Source organism: Halobaculum sp. XH14 (genome assembly GCF_032116555.1).
GTDB classification, from domain to species: domain Archaea; phylum Halobacteriota; class Halobacteria; order Halobacteriales; family Haloferacaceae; genus Halorarum; species Halorarum halobium.
In genome coordinates, this window is the sequence record NZ_CP134951.1 from 37170 (window position 1) to 51853 (window position 14684).

Sequence of the window (14684 nt, forward strand, 5' to 3'; positions counted from 1 at the left end):
CCAACCCGACTCGATGATGTGTTCGACGGGACCCGAGGGTTCGTGTGGCCGACAGGGAGGCTCCCGACGCGGGGGGGCGACACCCCCAGCGACGGTCGCGTGTCGGCGACTCGCCGACCGCGGACCGGGCGCGGGGCGCGTCCGGCGGAGCGACGGCCCGCGTCGGCGCGGACGCGGGGGCCGGGACCGATGACCACCCACAGCGCCACCGAGGCGGCGACCCGGCGGTTCCCGGCCGACGTGCCCCTCGTCGTGCTCTACGCCGCGGCCGTGACGGGGCTCGTGATCTCCGGGCCGTCGCTGTTCGCCGGCCCGCTCCGCGTCGTCGTCTCGCTCCCGCTGCTCGTGTTCCTGCCGGGCTACGCGATCCTCGCGGTGCTGTACCCCGGACGGCCGACCGACGCCTCGACGGGCGGGGCGGTGAACGACCGGTCGGCCCTGCTCGACCGGGAGGGGCTCCCCTGGGGAGAGCGCGCGGCCGTCTCCTTCGCCGCGAGCCTCGCACTGTTGCCGCTGCTCGCCGTGCTGCTCGCGGTCGCGCGGGTTCCAATGGAGCCGGTTCCCATCACCGTCAGCCTGGCGACGGTCACGGTGCTCGGCTCCGTGGTCGGCGCGCTACGCAGGCTCCAGCTTCCGGTCGAGGGACGGCTCAGGCTCCCCGTCCACCGGTGGGCGTCGGAACTGGGACGCGGCACCGTCGGCGCCCCCTCGCGGCGGGACGCGCTCGTGAACACCGTCCTGCTCGTGGCGGTCGTGGCGGCGCTGTCGGGGCTGGCGTACGGGCTCGCCGCGCCCCCGACCGACGGCGGCGGTTACACCGACTACGCGCTCGTGACCGACCAGGGCGACCGGCTCGTGGCCAGCAACTTCACCACCGAGTTCGACGGCGGCGAGTCGGCCTCGATGGTGTTGACCGTGGAGAACCAGGAGGGCGTCCCGCAGCGATACACGGCGGTCGTCACGCTGGAGCGCGTTCGCGGCTCCGGCGGGAACTTCAGCGTCGTCGAGCGCCAGGAGCTCACCCGGCTCTCGACGACCGTCGGCGATAACGAGACCGCCCGCGAACCGCACACGATCCAGCCGACGATGCTCGGCGAGGATCTCCGGCTCAGCTACTACCTCTACGCCGGCGACGCGCCGGACGTGGTCTCTGACGCCCCCGCGGACGAACACCTCTACCTCTGGGTCGACGTCGGCCGGGGCGCGGCCGGGAACGAATCGGCCGCCGTTCAGGAGCCGCGGGTCGCCGGGGCTGCCTGAGATGTGGCCGTGGGAACACCTCGCCGTGGGCTACTTGCTCTACTCGGGCTACACGCGGCTCCGCGGGCAGGGCGCCCCGGCGACGCTCCCGGTGATCGCGCTCGTGCTCGCCACCCAGATGCCCGACATCATCGACAAGCCGCTGGCGTGGATGTGGGGCGTGCTCCCGGCGGGACGGTCGCTCGGCCACTCGCTGCTGTTCGCGACGCCCGCGACCGTGTTCGTGGGCATCACCGGCCTGCTCGCGCGCGTCCCCCGGATCACGCCGGCGTTCGCGCTCGGCTACTTCTCGCATCTCGCGGGCGACGTCGCCTACCCGCTCGTCGTCGCCGAGGACCTCAGGATCGGCTTCCTGTTCTGGCCGCTCGTGCCGGCCGGGGACGCGGAGGCACCCGAGGCGCTCCCGCACCTCCAGGAGCTCGTGATGGACTTTCTCGCCTTCCTGCTCACCCCCCGCGGGACGCTGTATCTCCTGTTCGAGGGGACGCTCGTCCTCGTGACGGTGCTGGTCTGGATCTGGGACGGCTTCCCCGGGGTGCGGCCGGTGATCGACGCCGTGACCCGGACTCCGAACCCGGACCGGCGGTGAGCCGCGGCCGGGAGCGCCCCGGCCGGCTCCGACCCGCGGGCCGCGGCACGCCGGCTCGTTCCCGGCCCTTCGGGCCAAAGGCTCTCCATAACAATGTAGCGACGGGGGCCACGACACGTCGATGACACTGCGAACGGCAGTCGTCGGCGGCGGGAACGTCTCCCGGATTCACCTCTCCGGGCTCTCGCAGAACCCACGAACCGAACTCGTCGGCATCTGTGACATCGACCGGGAGCGCGCACGGACGCTCGCGGAGGAGTACGACACGGACGCGTACTTCGACGTGGAGGAACTGGTCGCCACGGCGGATCTCGACTGGATGCACGTCTGCACGCCGGTCCAGACCCACCTCGACGTGGCCAAGACGGCAATCGAGGCGGGCGTCCCCGTCCAGATCGAGAAGCCGACCACTGAGACGTACGAGGAGTTCGAGGAACTCGCGGCGACCGCGGACCGGCACGGCGTCACGGTGTCGGCCAAACACAACCGCGATTTCGACCCGGCGGTCAGGGCCGCCCAGGCGAAAGTCGAGGCGGGCGAACTCGGGGAGCTGAAGGGGGTCGACGTGGTGTACATGGGGTCGAGCCTCGCGGACGACCCAAACCGGGGCGACTGGAACTTCGACCTCTCGGGCGGCGAGTTCGAGGAGGGGATCCCGCACCCGCTGTACCTGGGGCTCCGGGTCGGCGGCTACCCGGAGAGCGAGGCCGCCGTCCAGGCCTCGACGAGCCTGTTCGGGACGTACGACAAGCCGTTCGACTACGACGCCATGCAGGTGCAGTACCGGAGCGAGGACGGCGTGCTCTGCTCGACGCGGGTGATCGGCGGGACCGTGCCGAACCGGCTCATCCTGCTCCACGGCGACGAGTGCTCGCTCACGGTCGATCTGATCTCCCAGACGCTCGTCAAGCACGACCGGAAGTACAAGTCCTCGGTGGTCAACCGGGCGCTCAACAACGTCGACCGCATCGTCGACCGGACGCTCGGCACCGTCCGCAACGTCCGGGGGGTCATCCAGCGATCCCGGGACGATAGCTGGGACGCCGAACGCCGGGCCAACGGCCACTACTACCAGAACGACGCCGAGTCGAGGGCGCTCGAGAGCGGCGGCGAGATGCCGGTCCCGCTGGCGGAGGCCCGGTGGACCATCTTCCTCATGGAGGAGATTCGGAACGCGGCACGGAGCGACGGCTCCCCCGACGTCGAGTCCGTGGAGCCCGCGGTCGCCACCGACGGCGAGTGAACCGCGGCGCTCACGCCTGAGACGACCTGCCTCCACGGCGCTCACGCCTGAGACGACCTGCCTCCACGGCGCTCGGCCCGCCCGTCACGGCCGAGACCGTCGTCGCTCGCCCTGCTCCTGCCCGTCCGCTGACGCTGCCGGCTCTCCCACCCGTCCGCGTTTCCCCGCCGATCGCTGGCGCGGCCCGCCCTCGCGCCGTTCACGGTTCGCCGCCGCACTTCGCCGCTCACGACCTGCCGCCTGCACCCCGTCGCGCGCACCCCATCGCCCTGACATTCTCCGACGACTGCGGCACACCGTTTTTACGACACACCCGCCAAGTGGAACCCGATGCCATCCGCACTGTTCGTCGTCAGCGAGGAGGGGTACTGGGGAGAGGAGTGCGTCGAGCCGCTCACGACGCTCGACGATGCGGGCGTCGACGTGACGGTCACGACGCCGTCGGGCGGATCGGCCGTCGTCGACGAGCGCTCGGTCGACCCCGACAACGTCGGCGAGGAGACCGCCGCGTTCGTGCGCGAGGTCGCCGAGTCCGACGACCGGCTTCAGGACCCCGAACCGATCGCCACTGAGTCGGCCGACGGCTACGACGCCGTCGTGTTCCCGGGCGGCCACGGCACCGAGTGGGACGTGAATCAGGACCGGCACGCCCGCGAACTCCTCAGGGAGGCGGTCGAATCGGGCGACTCGACGGCGCTCGTCGTCTGTCACGCCGTGGGCATCCTCGCGTTCACGCGCGACTCGTCGGGCGGGCTCCTCGTCGAGGGCCGGGACGTGACTGGCTTCCCGAACGAGTGGGAGGAGGGCATCGTCGACGACCTCGACCGGATGCCAGACGGGCGAAAGCTGCCGTACTGGGTCGAGGACGAGGTGAGCGCCGCCGGTGCGAACTGGGACGCCGAACTCGACGCCGACGTCTCCGTCACGATCGACGGCGATCTGGTGACGGCGCGCGGGCCGGGCTCCTCGGCTGCCGCGGCCGACGCGCTGCTGGGCGAACTCGGCGTCGAACGGCCCGCGGACTGACGGGGCTGCGACGCCGTCACGTGAGCCGGAATCCTGTCATCCGGATTTGACACTCCGCGTCAAGTTACTGGCCGATGCGTTAGCTTACTCCTAACCGTACACCGACTAACAAAGGTCCTCTTACCGAACCTAGTCACGTCGGAACCGCCGACGTGAAACAATGACTACGGGTCCAGAGAGCGACGAGCACGGCAGTATCGACTCCGACACGACCGACCGGCCGACGATGCGGGAGATGGGGCGACAGACACCCTCCCGGCGCGGCCTCCTGCTGGGAACCGGGGTGGCCGTCGGTGCGGGGCTCCTCGGCGTGGGCGGCTCGGCGCTCGCACAGCAGGAGGGCGGGGACGGCGACGGGACGGACGCCGTCCCGGACGAGTACTCCCGGCAGTACACCGACGTCGACGTCCTCTCGTACGCGCTCATGCTCGAACGGCTGGAGGACGCCTTCTACGCGGAGGGGCTCGACACGTTCTCCGAGGAGGACGTCGCCGACTCCGACGCGCTCGAGCAGTTCGGCGACGGGATGACGACCGCCGTCTGGGAGTATCTGACGACGGTCGGCGACCACGAGTCGACACACGTCGACCAGCTCGCCCGCGTCATCGAGGCGCTGGGCGGCGACCCGGGCGAGGCCCCGGAGTTCACCTTCGGGTTCGAGACGTTCGACGAGTTCCTCGCCACCGCGCAGGTGCTCGAGAACACGGGCGTCGCGGCGTACGCGGGGGCGGCCCCGGCCATCGAGAGCCCGGACGTCCTCTCGGCCGCGCTGTCGATCCACAGCGTCGAGGCGCGCCACGCCGCGTTCCTGAACCTGCTCACCGGGGCTTCTCCGTTCCCGAACGCGTTCGACGAGGCCATGTCGATTCCGGAGGTGCTGGAGGCGATCCAGCCGTTCCTCCCCGGCGACGAGGAGACTGACACGCCTGAGGAGGAAACCGACACGCCCGAGGAGGAGACGGACACGCCGGAAGAGGAGACGGACACCCCCGAGGACGCGACCGAAACGCCGGAGGAGGAAACCGACACGCCCGGGGAACCGACCGAAACGCCGGAGGGCACTGACGTTCCCGAGGGGACGGACACGCCGTCGGGAACGGAGACGCCGACGGACGGGACTGACGCGCCCGGCACCGCCACCGACACGCCGACGAGCGGCACCGGAACGCCCGGCGAGGGGACCGGGACGCCGGTCGACGGGACCGACTCGCCGCCCGGCACGCCGGGGACCCCCCCGAGCACGACCGACACGCCGGGTGGGGGGACCTAGGCGCGACCGCCGGTCGTTCGCCCCGCCAGTCCTCCCGGCGGGTCAGAGTCCCCGCCGCTGATACCGCCTCCGGCCGAACTTGTAGAGCGGCCAGGCCACCGGCGAGAGCCCCTTCTCCATGCTGAACAGCGGGACGGCGCGCGCGCCGTACTTCTGCTTGAACCCGAACACCGAGTTGCGGAAGTGAGCGCCGGTCTTCCCGAACCCGTACTCGTCGAAGCCGTGCTCCATGCCGAACTTAATCGCGTGCTCGTGGAGCAGTTCCGACGGGTGGTACTGGTAGTTCGACGCGTCCGGGACGGCCGAGAGCCAGTGGTGGAGCACCGACGCCTCCTCGTCGAGCAGGTGGACGTAGCGGCCGACCTCGCGCCCGTCGACGACGGCCGTGAACACCCGGACCCGGTCGCCGAACTCCTCGGCCAGCGACTCGAGGAAGGCGCGCGGGAGCACCGTCCCGTCCACCCGCTCCATGTTCGCCACGTACGGCTCGTAGGTCGCGTCGAGGTCGTCGCCGAGCCGGGAGACCTCGACCCGGTACTCCTGCTCGTGGGCCTCGCGGAGGTCCTTGCGTCGCTCCTTGTCCATCCGCGAGCGGACCGACTCCCAGTCGCCGTCGATGTCGAGTACGAACAGGCAGGTGTGGAACGTCGGCTCGTAGCCGCGCCCCTGGAGTTGCTGGCCGTAGCGGACGTTCGTCAGGTCGTGGGACTCCAGCCGGTGGAACACGACCCCTCGGCCGACCGACGATTCGAGGCCGTCGAACAGCAGGTCCAGCGACTCGCGCTCGTCGGTCAACAGCAGCGGGCCGCCGAAGCCGGGCGAGGAGGAGGTCACCATCCGCAGCGGCGGGTCCGAGGGCAGGGGGTCGGTGACCGTGTCGGGCAGCGGGAGCTCGCGGAGCACGTTCGGCAGCACGGCCACGGGGTTGCCCTTCTTCTCGACGACGACGTGGCGACCCTCCTCCTCGAACCCGTCCTCGAGCGCGCGGATCCACTCGTGTCTGTGGAACAGCGTCCCCCGTTCCGACTGGGAGACGACGTGGTTCCACTGGTTCTCGTTCACGTCGGCGACGGTGCGGTGGGCGCGGAACGCTGTCATGGATGCTGGTAGGGGTGGCCGGCGTCCGTTCCCGGACTGGCGGGACGGCCCGTCGGGCCGTGCGTCGTTCCTCCCGGCGCTCGGGTCCGGGGATGATTCACTGGTCTGTCACGTCGCCGTCCGCGGATTTCGGCCGCGTACGTGGCGATTTCCGGGCGTTCGGACATTGTAATGGGACGGGTATCGGGCGGGTGGCTCGGGTAAGCCGGCGTTGTGGCGTCGTGACTTCCGCGACCGGCGGGCTCGGGTACGCTACTCACCGGCGCTCGGCCGGTTGACCCGAGTCGTCGCGTCCACGAGGTCGGCCAGCCCCTCGCGGAGCGACGTCGTCGGCTCGTATCCCAGCAGCTCCTCCGCCCGCGAGACGTCGGCCCGACTGCGCCGGAGGTCGCCGGGGCGGGGGTCGACGTGGACGATGTCGACGTCGGGGTCGGTCAGTTCCCGGACCAGCTCGGCGAGCTCCCGGATCGTGACGCTCTCGCCGGTGCCGACGTTGACGGCCGTGCCGACGCGGTCGGTGACGGCGGCCGCCAGGTTCGCGTCCACCACGTCCGAGACGTGGACGAAGTCGCGCGTCTGCTCGCCGTCGCCCTCGACCGTGAGCGGGCCGCCCGAGCGCGCCTGATCCAGGAAGGCGCTGATGACGCCGCTGTACGGGCCGCTCGCCTGCCGCGGGCCGTACACGTTGAAGTAGCGGAGCGCCACCGTCTCCAGGTCGTACAGCTCGTCGTACAGCCGGGCGTAGTGGTCGAGCGCGAGCTTGTCGAGCGCGTACGGGGAGGACGGCCGCTTCGGCTGGTCCTCGGTGACCGGGACCGATTCTGGCTGCCCGTAGATGGCGACGCTCGAAGCCAGCACGACGCGGGCGTCGACGCGCCGGGCAGCCTCCAGCACCTGTACCGTGGCCGTCGCGTTCCGGTCGTGGCTCTCGGTCGGCCGGTCGACCGACTTGGGAACCGAGACGAGACCCGCCTGGTGGAACACCATGTCGATCCCCTCCATCGCCGCGCCGAGCGTGTCCGGGTCGCGCACGTCGCCCTCGAGGAGCCTCGCGCCGTCCGGGACGTTCTCGCGTCGCCCCGTCGAGAGGTCGTCGAGCACCCGGACGTCGTTGTCGGCCACGAGCGCGTCGGCGAGGTGGCCCCCGACGAACCCCGCGCCGCCGGTCACGAGCACCGACTGCCCCGTCGGCCGGTCGGTCGCGGGCGCCCGGCCCGCGCCGGCTCGCCGCCCGGAGTTCCCGGCGTCCCCGGCACGTTCCCCGTCGTCGGTCATCGCCGCCCACCGCGCGAACGCTGTCGCCCGTTCATACGACCGAGCAGGGTCGGTCGCGGGATTGTTAGCCGTCCGCTTCCGGCCGGGAGCGCCCGTTCGGGCCGGGCCTCAGCCGATGAACTCGGCGACCTCGCGGACGTCGAGGACGCCGCCGGCGACCGAGAGCACGCTCCAGACGAGCAGCCCGACGACCACGGCCCCCACGAGCGTGAGGATGCCCGACACCATCGGCAGCACCGAGACGACGACCGCGCCCATCCCGGCCGTGACGAGACAGACGATCCCGGCGTGCCGGGCGACCCGTCGGAGGCTGAACTCCAGCTCGCTGTGGATGACCCAGACGTTCGCGCCGGTGTAGACGGTGTAGGTGATCACCGTGGCGATCGCCGCGCCGACGACGCCCATCGTGGGGATGAGCACCAGGTTCAACAGGAAGTTCGCGACCGCAGTGGCCGTCTTGACGACCGCCCGCGAGCGGGCGCGTCCCAGGTAGTCCAGCCCGTCGCTGGTCACCTTGTTGATCGCGTTGACGAAGATGAAGCCGCTGAACACCTGGACGACCGGGACCGCCTCGAGGTACGGCGTGCCGAACACGTACCGGACCATCGGCTCGGCGACGAGGATCAGCCCGACGGTCGCGGGCACGTACGCCAGCAGGACGTACTGGAGCGACCGCTCGTACAGGCTGGCGGCCCGGTCGAGCCGGTCGCCGGACTTCTGCTCGCCGAGCGCGGGCGAGATGGTGAAGCCGAACGACGCGGCCGGCATCGAGACGAAGTCGGAGACCTGCTTTGCGACCGTGTAGTAGCCGACCGCGGTCATGTTCATGAGCAGGCCGACCAGCACGGTGTCGACGCGCTTGTCGAGGACGTTCGCGCCACGGGTCGCCGTCAGGGGCACCGCGTACTCCAGCATGCGTCTGGTGAGCCCCTCCTCCATCTCGGGGGCGGGCTCGTACCGCCGGTAGAAGTCGACGTACAGCGCGCCGAACCCGACCACGCTGGCGAGGACGAAGCTGGCGACGTAGCCCGCGAGCGCCCCGACCGCGCCGAAGCCGAGGAGCACGAAGGCGGCGACGAAGACGAGCCGGGAGACGCTGCTGATGACCTTGACGACGGCCGTCCACGTCACCTGGTTGAACCCCTGGAAGATCGAGCCGAGGTACTTCGTCCCCGACCGGCTGCCGATGTAGACCGCGCCGACGAGCAGGAAGGGGACGATCCGCGGCTCGTCCAGCAGCCGTGCGGCGGGCCGCCCGACGACGACGACCGCGACGCTGAGGACGACCGTGATGACGCCGAGATACAGGACCGACCGGCGGATGATGTGGGGGATCTGTCCCGGGTCGGTCTCGGCGAAGTCGGTGATGTACCGCGCGGCCGACTTCGGGAGCCCCAGCGTGGCGAAGATGCTGACGATGGTGAGCACCGAGAGCGCGAAGTTGAGCCGGCCGTACCCCTCCGTCGTGAGGAGAAACCGGGTCAGGAGGACGACCAGCAGCGCGTTCGACACCATCCGCACCACGCCCGCGCCGAAGATGGCCTTCACGCCCCGGGAGAGCCGGTCCGTCGAGACCATCTAGGCCCCGTCCCCGTCGATGAGATACTGCCGGAGGCCGTCGTTCGCCCGGATCCTGTTCACGCCGGGCGTCGTCTCGAGCGCCCTGAAGCTCGCGGCGTCGTACCGGAAGCCGTCGTAGAGGCGCACCTCACGCTCGTAGTCCGCGTCGTTGACGATCAGATACCCCTGGTCCTCGAACCGGTCGAGGTAGCCCTGCCCCCTGAAGCTCGTGCCGTTGATCCCCTCCCGGTAGCCGGGGAAATCGAGGGTCGTCGTGGCCCGCTGGGTGCCGTACTCGGCGTCGACGTAGCGGCGCGGCCCGCCGCGGATCCCGACGAACGGCGTGCCCTCCTCCCGGTGCTCGAACGCCTCGGCGAAGCCGTCGATGCGGGTCTCGGTCACCTGGTCGTTCGGCTGGTACGTGTACGGCGAGCTGTGGTAGGCAGCAGCCCCCACCGGCACCATGACCAGGAACAGCACCACGAGCACCACGCGCGTGTCGGTCCCGACCCGACCACCGCCGTACGCGCGGACGGCCCTGGCCAGCCCGACCGCGGCGAGGATCGTCACCGGCACCATGATGAACCCCTGATACCTGAAGTACTGGTCGCCCGCGGAGGCGACGAGGAACAGGAGGAACAGCCCGAACAGCGGCACGAGCGCCGCGGCGACGTAGACGAGCAGCGAGGTGACATCAGTCCGCTCCTCGCGGAGCCGGCCGGCGATCAGCGCGACGATCAGCCCGCCGGCCAGCAGCGAGAGCACCACCCCCGGCAGGAACAGTTTAACGAACAGCGAGGGGAGGCTCCCGCCGACGGCGACCAGCGACGTCCCCTTCGACGCGACGACGGTCCCGGCCGAGGAGCCCTCGAACACGATGCTCGTGATGGTGGCGACGATGGCCCCCTGGACGCGCTCGAAGCGCGGCGCCCAGAGCAGGAACGCGACCGCGAGGACCCCGGTCTGTGCGTACAGCGGCCGATGGGCGGTGATGGGATGGTCCGTCGTTCGTGCGCGGTACAGCACCTGCACGAGCGCGATGGCGCCGAAGAACAGCACGACGTTCAGCGCCTGCTGGGGGTGGACCAGCACCACCGCGCTGGAGGCCAGCGCGAGCAGGATGCCGACGGCGGTCACGCGGTCGCCGGCCGCCCCGCGCCGGACCGCGGCGTCGGCCGACGCGCGGAGCGGCCTGGTGCTGTATCGGAGCACGAGGTACAGCACGAACGGGAAAAAGAGGATCGCCTGGCTCGTGGGGTGTGCGAACGGGTGGACCGAGACGCCGTTGACCGGCGCGAGCAACAGCGCCGAGAGGACGCCCAGCGTGACCGCGAGCCGCGAGTCGTCGAGCAGCCTGACACACAGCGGGACGAACAGGAGGAACACGAGCGTGTAACAGACGATGGTGACGAGCATCAGCGCGACGCGGACGGACAGCCCCGTGACGGCGGCGACGAAGACGGCCGTGCTGTGGACGCCCGGGTAGAGCAGGTTCACCGGCGTGAGCGTCCCCGACGCCAGCTCGCGCGCCCACCCGAGGTGGCTCAACGCGTCGCCGGAGCCGTAGAAGTAGTAGCCCCGGAGCAACGGCATCGTGACCAGCGCGAGGACGGTCGCGCCGGCCAGCAGGACGCCGGCGTTCCCGAGCCGATCCGGAACCTCCCCGAGCAGCGCGACCGTGACCCCGGCCGCGAGCGCGACGCAGAGACACGCCCAGACGGCGGGCGGCGTCGCCGCGTACAGCGACAGTTCGTATCCCGTCGGCGGCGCGCGGCGCGCGAGCAGCACCGCTGCCAGCAGCGCGAGAAATCCGACCGTCAGCCCGACTTTCGAGCGGCGATGTGAGTTCCTTCCTGACATGTTCGGCTCCCCATCCGGACGTGGGTTCTCGTCATACACCGACCACGTCACGGGCTTAGTTATGGAGAACCAACGCCGTCTCGTCGCGGTTTAGCCGCGGAATACCCCGGCGAGACGGGGAGCCACGATTCTCGCGGCCGGCGGTCGGCTGCGGCCCGCCCGTCGCCGTCACGGTCGAACCGCGACGAGAAGGAGCGGGTTTCCGGGCCGGTCGGCGTCGTCGGCGACCCGAACTCGCCGGCGTGGGCACGGCGACCCGACCCGTTTCCGGACGACGCGAGCGGGTTCAGTTCGAGAGGACGGAGCGGTACACGTCGCGGAGGCGCTCGTTCGACCGCTGGACGCTCACCTCGCGGGCCGCCTCCCGGCCGTCCGAGCGCTCGCCCGCCGCGAGCACGTCGGCGAGCGAGCTCGCCAGCCCCTCGTCGGAGACCTCGACGGACGAGGGGGAGACGTCCCGGAGACGGGCGCGCACGTCGCCGACGTCCGTGGAGACGACCGGGAGGTTACACGCCATCGCCTCCTTCACCGAGTTGGGCGACCCCTCCCGCCGGGACGTGATCAACAGCGCGTCGGCCGCGTTCATGTAGACGGACATCCGCTCGTGGGGGACGCCCGTGACCGTGTGGAGTTCGACGCGCCCGTCCACGCGCTCGCGCGTCGCCTCGACGACGCGCTCGGCGCGCGGGAAGTCCTTCACGCCGCGCTCGGGCGGGTACGGGAAGAGGACGTGCCTGGCGTCGGGGTCCCAGCCCAGGTCCGCGCGCGCCTCGCCGACGTCGGCCGGCGCGAAGCGGTCGAGGTCGACGCCGTGGGGGATGACGTGACAGTCGCGGTCGAGCCGCTCTGCCATCTCGGGGGACATGACGACCACGGCGTCGGCCAGCCGCGCGCAGAGCGCGCTGACCGGGCCGTACCGACCCATGAGGTCGCTCCCCCAGAGCGAGACGACGACCGGGAGCGACGGCTGTGCCACGGCGGCCGGGGCGGTCAGGCCGTAGTTGGCGTGGACCAGGTCGTAGTCGCCGAACGACCGGCGGAGCACCGACGGGTAGAGCCGGAGGTAGTTCAGCGGGCTCCGGCCGTCGACCGTGCCGTCGCCGAAGCGGCGGGCCCCCGGGACCGGCAGCGTCTCGGTCTCGACGCCGGCCGCCTCCAGGTAGCGCACCTGCTGGTTGAAGAAGCGCGACTGCGCGTTGGTGACGAGCTGGAGCGCCCGCATCTATCGGGCCACCAGCCTGTAGGCTCGCTTGGCGACGTCCATGCCAGGGCCGCCGGACTCGAGGACGTAGTAGGGCGCGAGCTCGGCCCCGAACTTGCTCTTGTACCGGCAGAGACGCTCGGTGTTCGCGCCCATCAGGTCGTACGAATGGACCGACTCCCGCGGCTCGCCAGCGGCGACGTCCTCGACCATCGTCCAGTGGACGAGGCTGTTGACGCTCACGCCCTCGTGGGTCGTCCGCGCGCCGCCGAGCCAGTAGTAGGCGGCGTCGTTCGAGTACAGCGCGACGACGCCGGTGAGGAACTCGTCGTCGGGCCCGCGGGCGACGTACGTGCGACAGCGGTCCTCGGCGGCCAGCGCCTCCGTCAGGTCGCGGACGTACGGCCAGGTGAGGCTAAAGCCCCGGTCCTGCTCGTCGTAGCGGTCGGCGGTGTGCTCGAACACCTCGCGGGTGCCCTCCCGTCCCTCGACCCTGACCGTGACGTCGAGGTCGCGGGCGTCGCCGATCTCGCGTCGGAGGCTCTTGCTGGCGGCCGTGAGCAGGTCGTCCGGGTCCTCGTCGACGGCGAGCCGGTAGGTGAACTGGACGTCCAGATCGAGGTCGTTCCAGACGTACGGCCGCGGGTCCGGGTAGGCTGTGTTGCAGACGGTCCGGAACAGCGTCAGCGAGCCGTCGACGTCGAACTCGTCGACGAGCTTCCCGGCGAAGGCGGCGTTCACCTTCTCGCGCTTGCGCCGCTTCGGGCTCGCGGGCATCACGATGGGGCCAAGCTGTGGGACCGCGAACCCGGGCGGCGGCGACGTCACCGCGGTGCCGACGGACCGCTCCCGGACGAACGCGGGAAACAGGCCGACCGGCCGGTCCCCCTTGAACCCCCCGTACAGTCTGAGTTCGCCCTCCGCGTGGTCGCCGAGCACGTCGAGGGCGGCAGGCGCGTGGAACGCCTCGAACCCCGACGCGGGCAGGGCGTCGCCCCACTCGTCGAGGCTGAGCGTCTCGAGTCTCATTCGGTCGCGTCGGGGGGCCGAGCCCCGTTTGTTACAACCCGCCTACCGTCCTCGGGCGGCCCGTAGCGGGCCGAACCGGCATCGGCGATCGTTGTCGGACTGGTCGCTGTCGGACTGGTTCCTGTCGGAGCGATCGCTGCCGGAGTACTCCCTGCCGGACTGGGCCTTGCCGGATCGCTCCCGAAAACTGACCTCCCACGGTCGGCCGCCCGGCTCACGTGGCGGCCGCGTCCGTGACCAGGTCGACGATGTGGGCCGTCACGTCGACCTTCTCGTCCAGCAGTTTCCGCCGCCGCCGCTCCCAGCGCTCGCCCGCCTCGGGGTCGTCGGCGAGTTCGAGGACCGTTTCGACGAACGCGGCGCTCTCCCGGCAGGTCGTGATGAGCCCGTGCTCGTGGAGTTCGCGGAAGTTGCCGAACTCCTCGTCGTAGGGGTTCAGCCGGACGCTCGGCGTGGCGAGCAGCGCAGCTTCGGTCGCCATCGTCCCGGAGTCTCCCGCGTACAGGTCCGCGTGGGCCAGTAGCTGGTGGAGGTCCTCGGGCGGCACGGGAAGCTCGCGGTCCGCCAGGTCCGGCGGGAGCGCTCCCTCGCTCGACACGTACACCGGCATGCGGTCCTCGACGCGCTCGATCAGGGACCGCTTCTCGTCGGTCGAGAGGCTCCGGTGGCCGGCGTCGTGGTGGGCGTCCATGGCGACGAACCGAAAGACCGCGTACGGCTGGTCGGGGTCGACGCCCGCCTCGCGGAGCACGTCGGGGTCGCGCTCGAACCGGTCCGGGTGGAGGTACGCGAGTTCGTGGAACCCGTCGTACCGGCGCTGGGTCGCGCCCAGGTCGCGCTCGAACCGGGCCGGCGTGCAGACGACGCTGGCGAAGGGGATCGTGACACGGTCGACCAGCCGGGTCTGTTCGGTGTCGTTGAAGACGACGTTGGGGACGCCGAGCAGCCACGAGACGTGCGCGGCCGCCGGGTTGAGCATGCTGACGACCACGTCGGGGTCGAACCGACGGGCGAGCCGCAGGAGTCGAACCTCCCGTGCCATCCACTCGCCGACCAGCCCCGGGCCGCCCCCGCCGCGCTCGGACAGCGGCGTGTGCTCGAACCCCTCCGCGTCGAGCAGATCCGTCGTGACGTCCTTGACGCGCGAGGCGATGTGGATCTCGTGGCCCGCCGCCGAGAGCTCCTCGGCCGCGTGTTTGAACAGGTGGACGTGCGCCGGGTGGTTCACGTCGAACAGCGCGCGCATCAGTCCACCCGCGGGTGGACGGGACGC

At 71.1% G+C, this 14684-nt stretch carries 12 protein-coding genes; 5 read left to right on the forward strand and 7 right to left on the reverse strand.

Features of this window, described 5'->3' with window-relative positions; genetic code table 11:
- Positions 1 to 189: 189 nt before the first annotated feature.
- The 5 genes from RJT50_RS17875 (at position 190) to RJT50_RS17895 (ending at position 5388) form a co-directional block, all read left to right on the forward strand.
- Positions 190 to 1260, forward strand: coding sequence for a DUF1616 domain-containing protein (locus RJT50_RS17875; protein WP_313696271.1), 1071 nt, complete (start codon positions 190 to 192; stop codon positions 1258 to 1260).
- A 1-nt stretch (position 1261) separates the two neighbouring features.
- Positions 1262 to 1849 carry a metal-dependent hydrolase gene (locus RJT50_RS17880; protein ID WP_313696272.1) on the forward strand — a complete coding sequence of 196 codons (588 nt, stop codon included), beginning with the start codon at positions 1262 to 1264 and terminating at the stop codon, positions 1847 to 1849.
- Between the two features lie 121 nt (positions 1850 to 1970).
- Entirely contained in the window at positions 1971 to 3092 is a 1122-nt protein-coding gene (locus RJT50_RS17885) for a Gfo/Idh/MocA family protein (RefSeq protein WP_313696273.1), read from the forward strand.
- Positions 3093 to 3422: 330 nt separating this feature from the next.
- On the forward strand, positions 3423 to 4118 hold the full coding sequence (locus RJT50_RS17890) for a DJ-1/PfpI family protein (RefSeq protein ID WP_313696274.1): 696 nt from the start codon (positions 3423 to 3425) through the stop codon (positions 4116 to 4118).
- Positions 4119 to 4278: 160 nt separating this feature from the next.
- Positions 4279 to 5388, forward strand: coding sequence for a ferritin-like domain-containing protein (locus tag RJT50_RS17895; protein ID WP_313696275.1), 1110 nt, complete (start codon positions 4279 to 4281; stop codon positions 5386 to 5388).
- 42 nt (positions 5389 to 5430) lie between these two features.
- On the opposite strand, the gene RJT50_RS17900 is transcribed toward RJT50_RS17895, so the two are convergent.
- From RJT50_RS17900 to RJT50_RS17930, 7 genes are all read right to left on the reverse strand, one after another.
- Positions 5431 to 6486: a GNAT family N-acetyltransferase gene (locus RJT50_RS17900; RefSeq protein WP_313696276.1), complete on the reverse strand. Its 1056-nt coding sequence runs from the start codon at positions 6484 to 6486 to the stop codon at positions 5431 to 5433.
- A 252-nt stretch (positions 6487 to 6738) separates the two neighbouring features.
- Entirely contained in the window at positions 6739 to 7761 is a 1023-nt protein-coding gene (locus RJT50_RS17905) for an NAD-dependent epimerase/dehydratase family protein (RefSeq protein ID WP_313696277.1), read from the reverse strand.
- 108 nt (positions 7762 to 7869) lie between these two features.
- The gene (locus RJT50_RS17910) at positions 7870 to 9339 is read right to left on the reverse strand and encodes a flippase (protein WP_313696278.1); all 1470 of its coding nucleotides are present in this window, start codon (positions 9337 to 9339) and stop codon (positions 7870 to 7872) included.
- Positions 9340 to 11181 carry a hypothetical protein gene (locus RJT50_RS17915; RefSeq protein ID WP_313696279.1) on the reverse strand — a complete coding sequence of 614 codons (1842 nt, stop codon included), beginning with the start codon at positions 11179 to 11181 and terminating at the stop codon, positions 9340 to 9342.
- 286 nt (positions 11182 to 11467) lie between these two features.
- Positions 11468 to 12403 (reverse strand): glycosyltransferase, encoded by a 936-nt coding sequence (locus tag RJT50_RS17920; protein ID WP_313696280.1) that lies wholly within the window; start codon positions 12401 to 12403, stop codon positions 11468 to 11470.
- Positions 12404 to 13411 carry a GNAT family N-acetyltransferase gene (locus tag RJT50_RS17925; RefSeq protein ID WP_313696281.1) on the reverse strand — a complete coding sequence of 336 codons (1008 nt, stop codon included), beginning with the start codon at positions 13409 to 13411 and terminating at the stop codon, positions 12404 to 12406.
- 214 nt (positions 13412 to 13625) lie between these two features.
- Positions 13626 to 14657, reverse strand: coding sequence for a DUF354 domain-containing protein (locus RJT50_RS17930; RefSeq protein ID WP_313696282.1), 1032 nt, complete (start codon positions 14655 to 14657; stop codon positions 13626 to 13628).
- Positions 14658 to 14684 lie beyond the last annotated feature (27 nt).

Bases quoted from the DNA above. Each gene is read 5' to 3' on its own strand.
- RJT50_RS17880 (WP_313696272.1), top strand. From the start codon at position 1,262: ATGTGGCCGTGGGAACACCTCGCCGTGGGCTACTTGCTCTACTCGGGC.
- RJT50_RS17910 (WP_313696278.1), bottom strand. From the start codon at position 9,339: ATGGTCTCGACGGACCGGCTCTCCCGGGGCGTGAAGGCCATCTTCGGC.
- RJT50_RS17895 (WP_313696275.1), top strand. From the start codon at position 4,279: ATGACTACGGGTCCAGAGAGCGACGAGCACGGCAGTATCGACTCCGAC.
- RJT50_RS17900 (WP_313696276.1), bottom strand. From the start codon at position 6,486: ATGACAGCGTTCCGCGCCCACCGCACCGTCGCCGACGTGAACGAGAAC.
- RJT50_RS17925 (WP_313696281.1), bottom strand. From the start codon at position 13,411: ATGAGACTCGAGACGCTCAGCCTCGACGAGTGGGGCGACGCCCTGCCC.
- RJT50_RS17930 (WP_313696282.1), bottom strand. From the start codon at position 14,657: ATGCGCGCGCTGTTCGACGTGAACCACCCGGCGCACGTCCACCTGTTC.
- RJT50_RS17890 (WP_313696274.1), top strand. From the start codon at position 3,423: ATGCCATCCGCACTGTTCGTCGTCAGCGAGGAGGGGTACTGGGGAGAG.
- RJT50_RS17920 (WP_313696280.1), bottom strand. From the start codon at position 12,403: ATGCGGGCGCTCCAGCTCGTCACCAACGCGCAGTCGCGCTTCTTCAAC.
- RJT50_RS17875 (WP_313696271.1), top strand. From the start codon at position 190: ATGACCACCCACAGCGCCACCGAGGCGGCGACCCGGCGGTTCCCGGCC.
- RJT50_RS17885 (WP_313696273.1), top strand. From the start codon at position 1,971: ATGACACTGCGAACGGCAGTCGTCGGCGGCGGGAACGTCTCCCGGATT.
- RJT50_RS17915 (WP_313696279.1), bottom strand. From the start codon at position 11,181: ATGTCAGGAAGGAACTCACATCGCCGCTCGAAAGTCGGGCTGACGGTC.
- RJT50_RS17905 (WP_313696277.1), bottom strand. From the start codon at position 7,761: ATGACCGACGACGGGGAACGTGCCGGGGACGCCGGGAACTCCGGGCGG.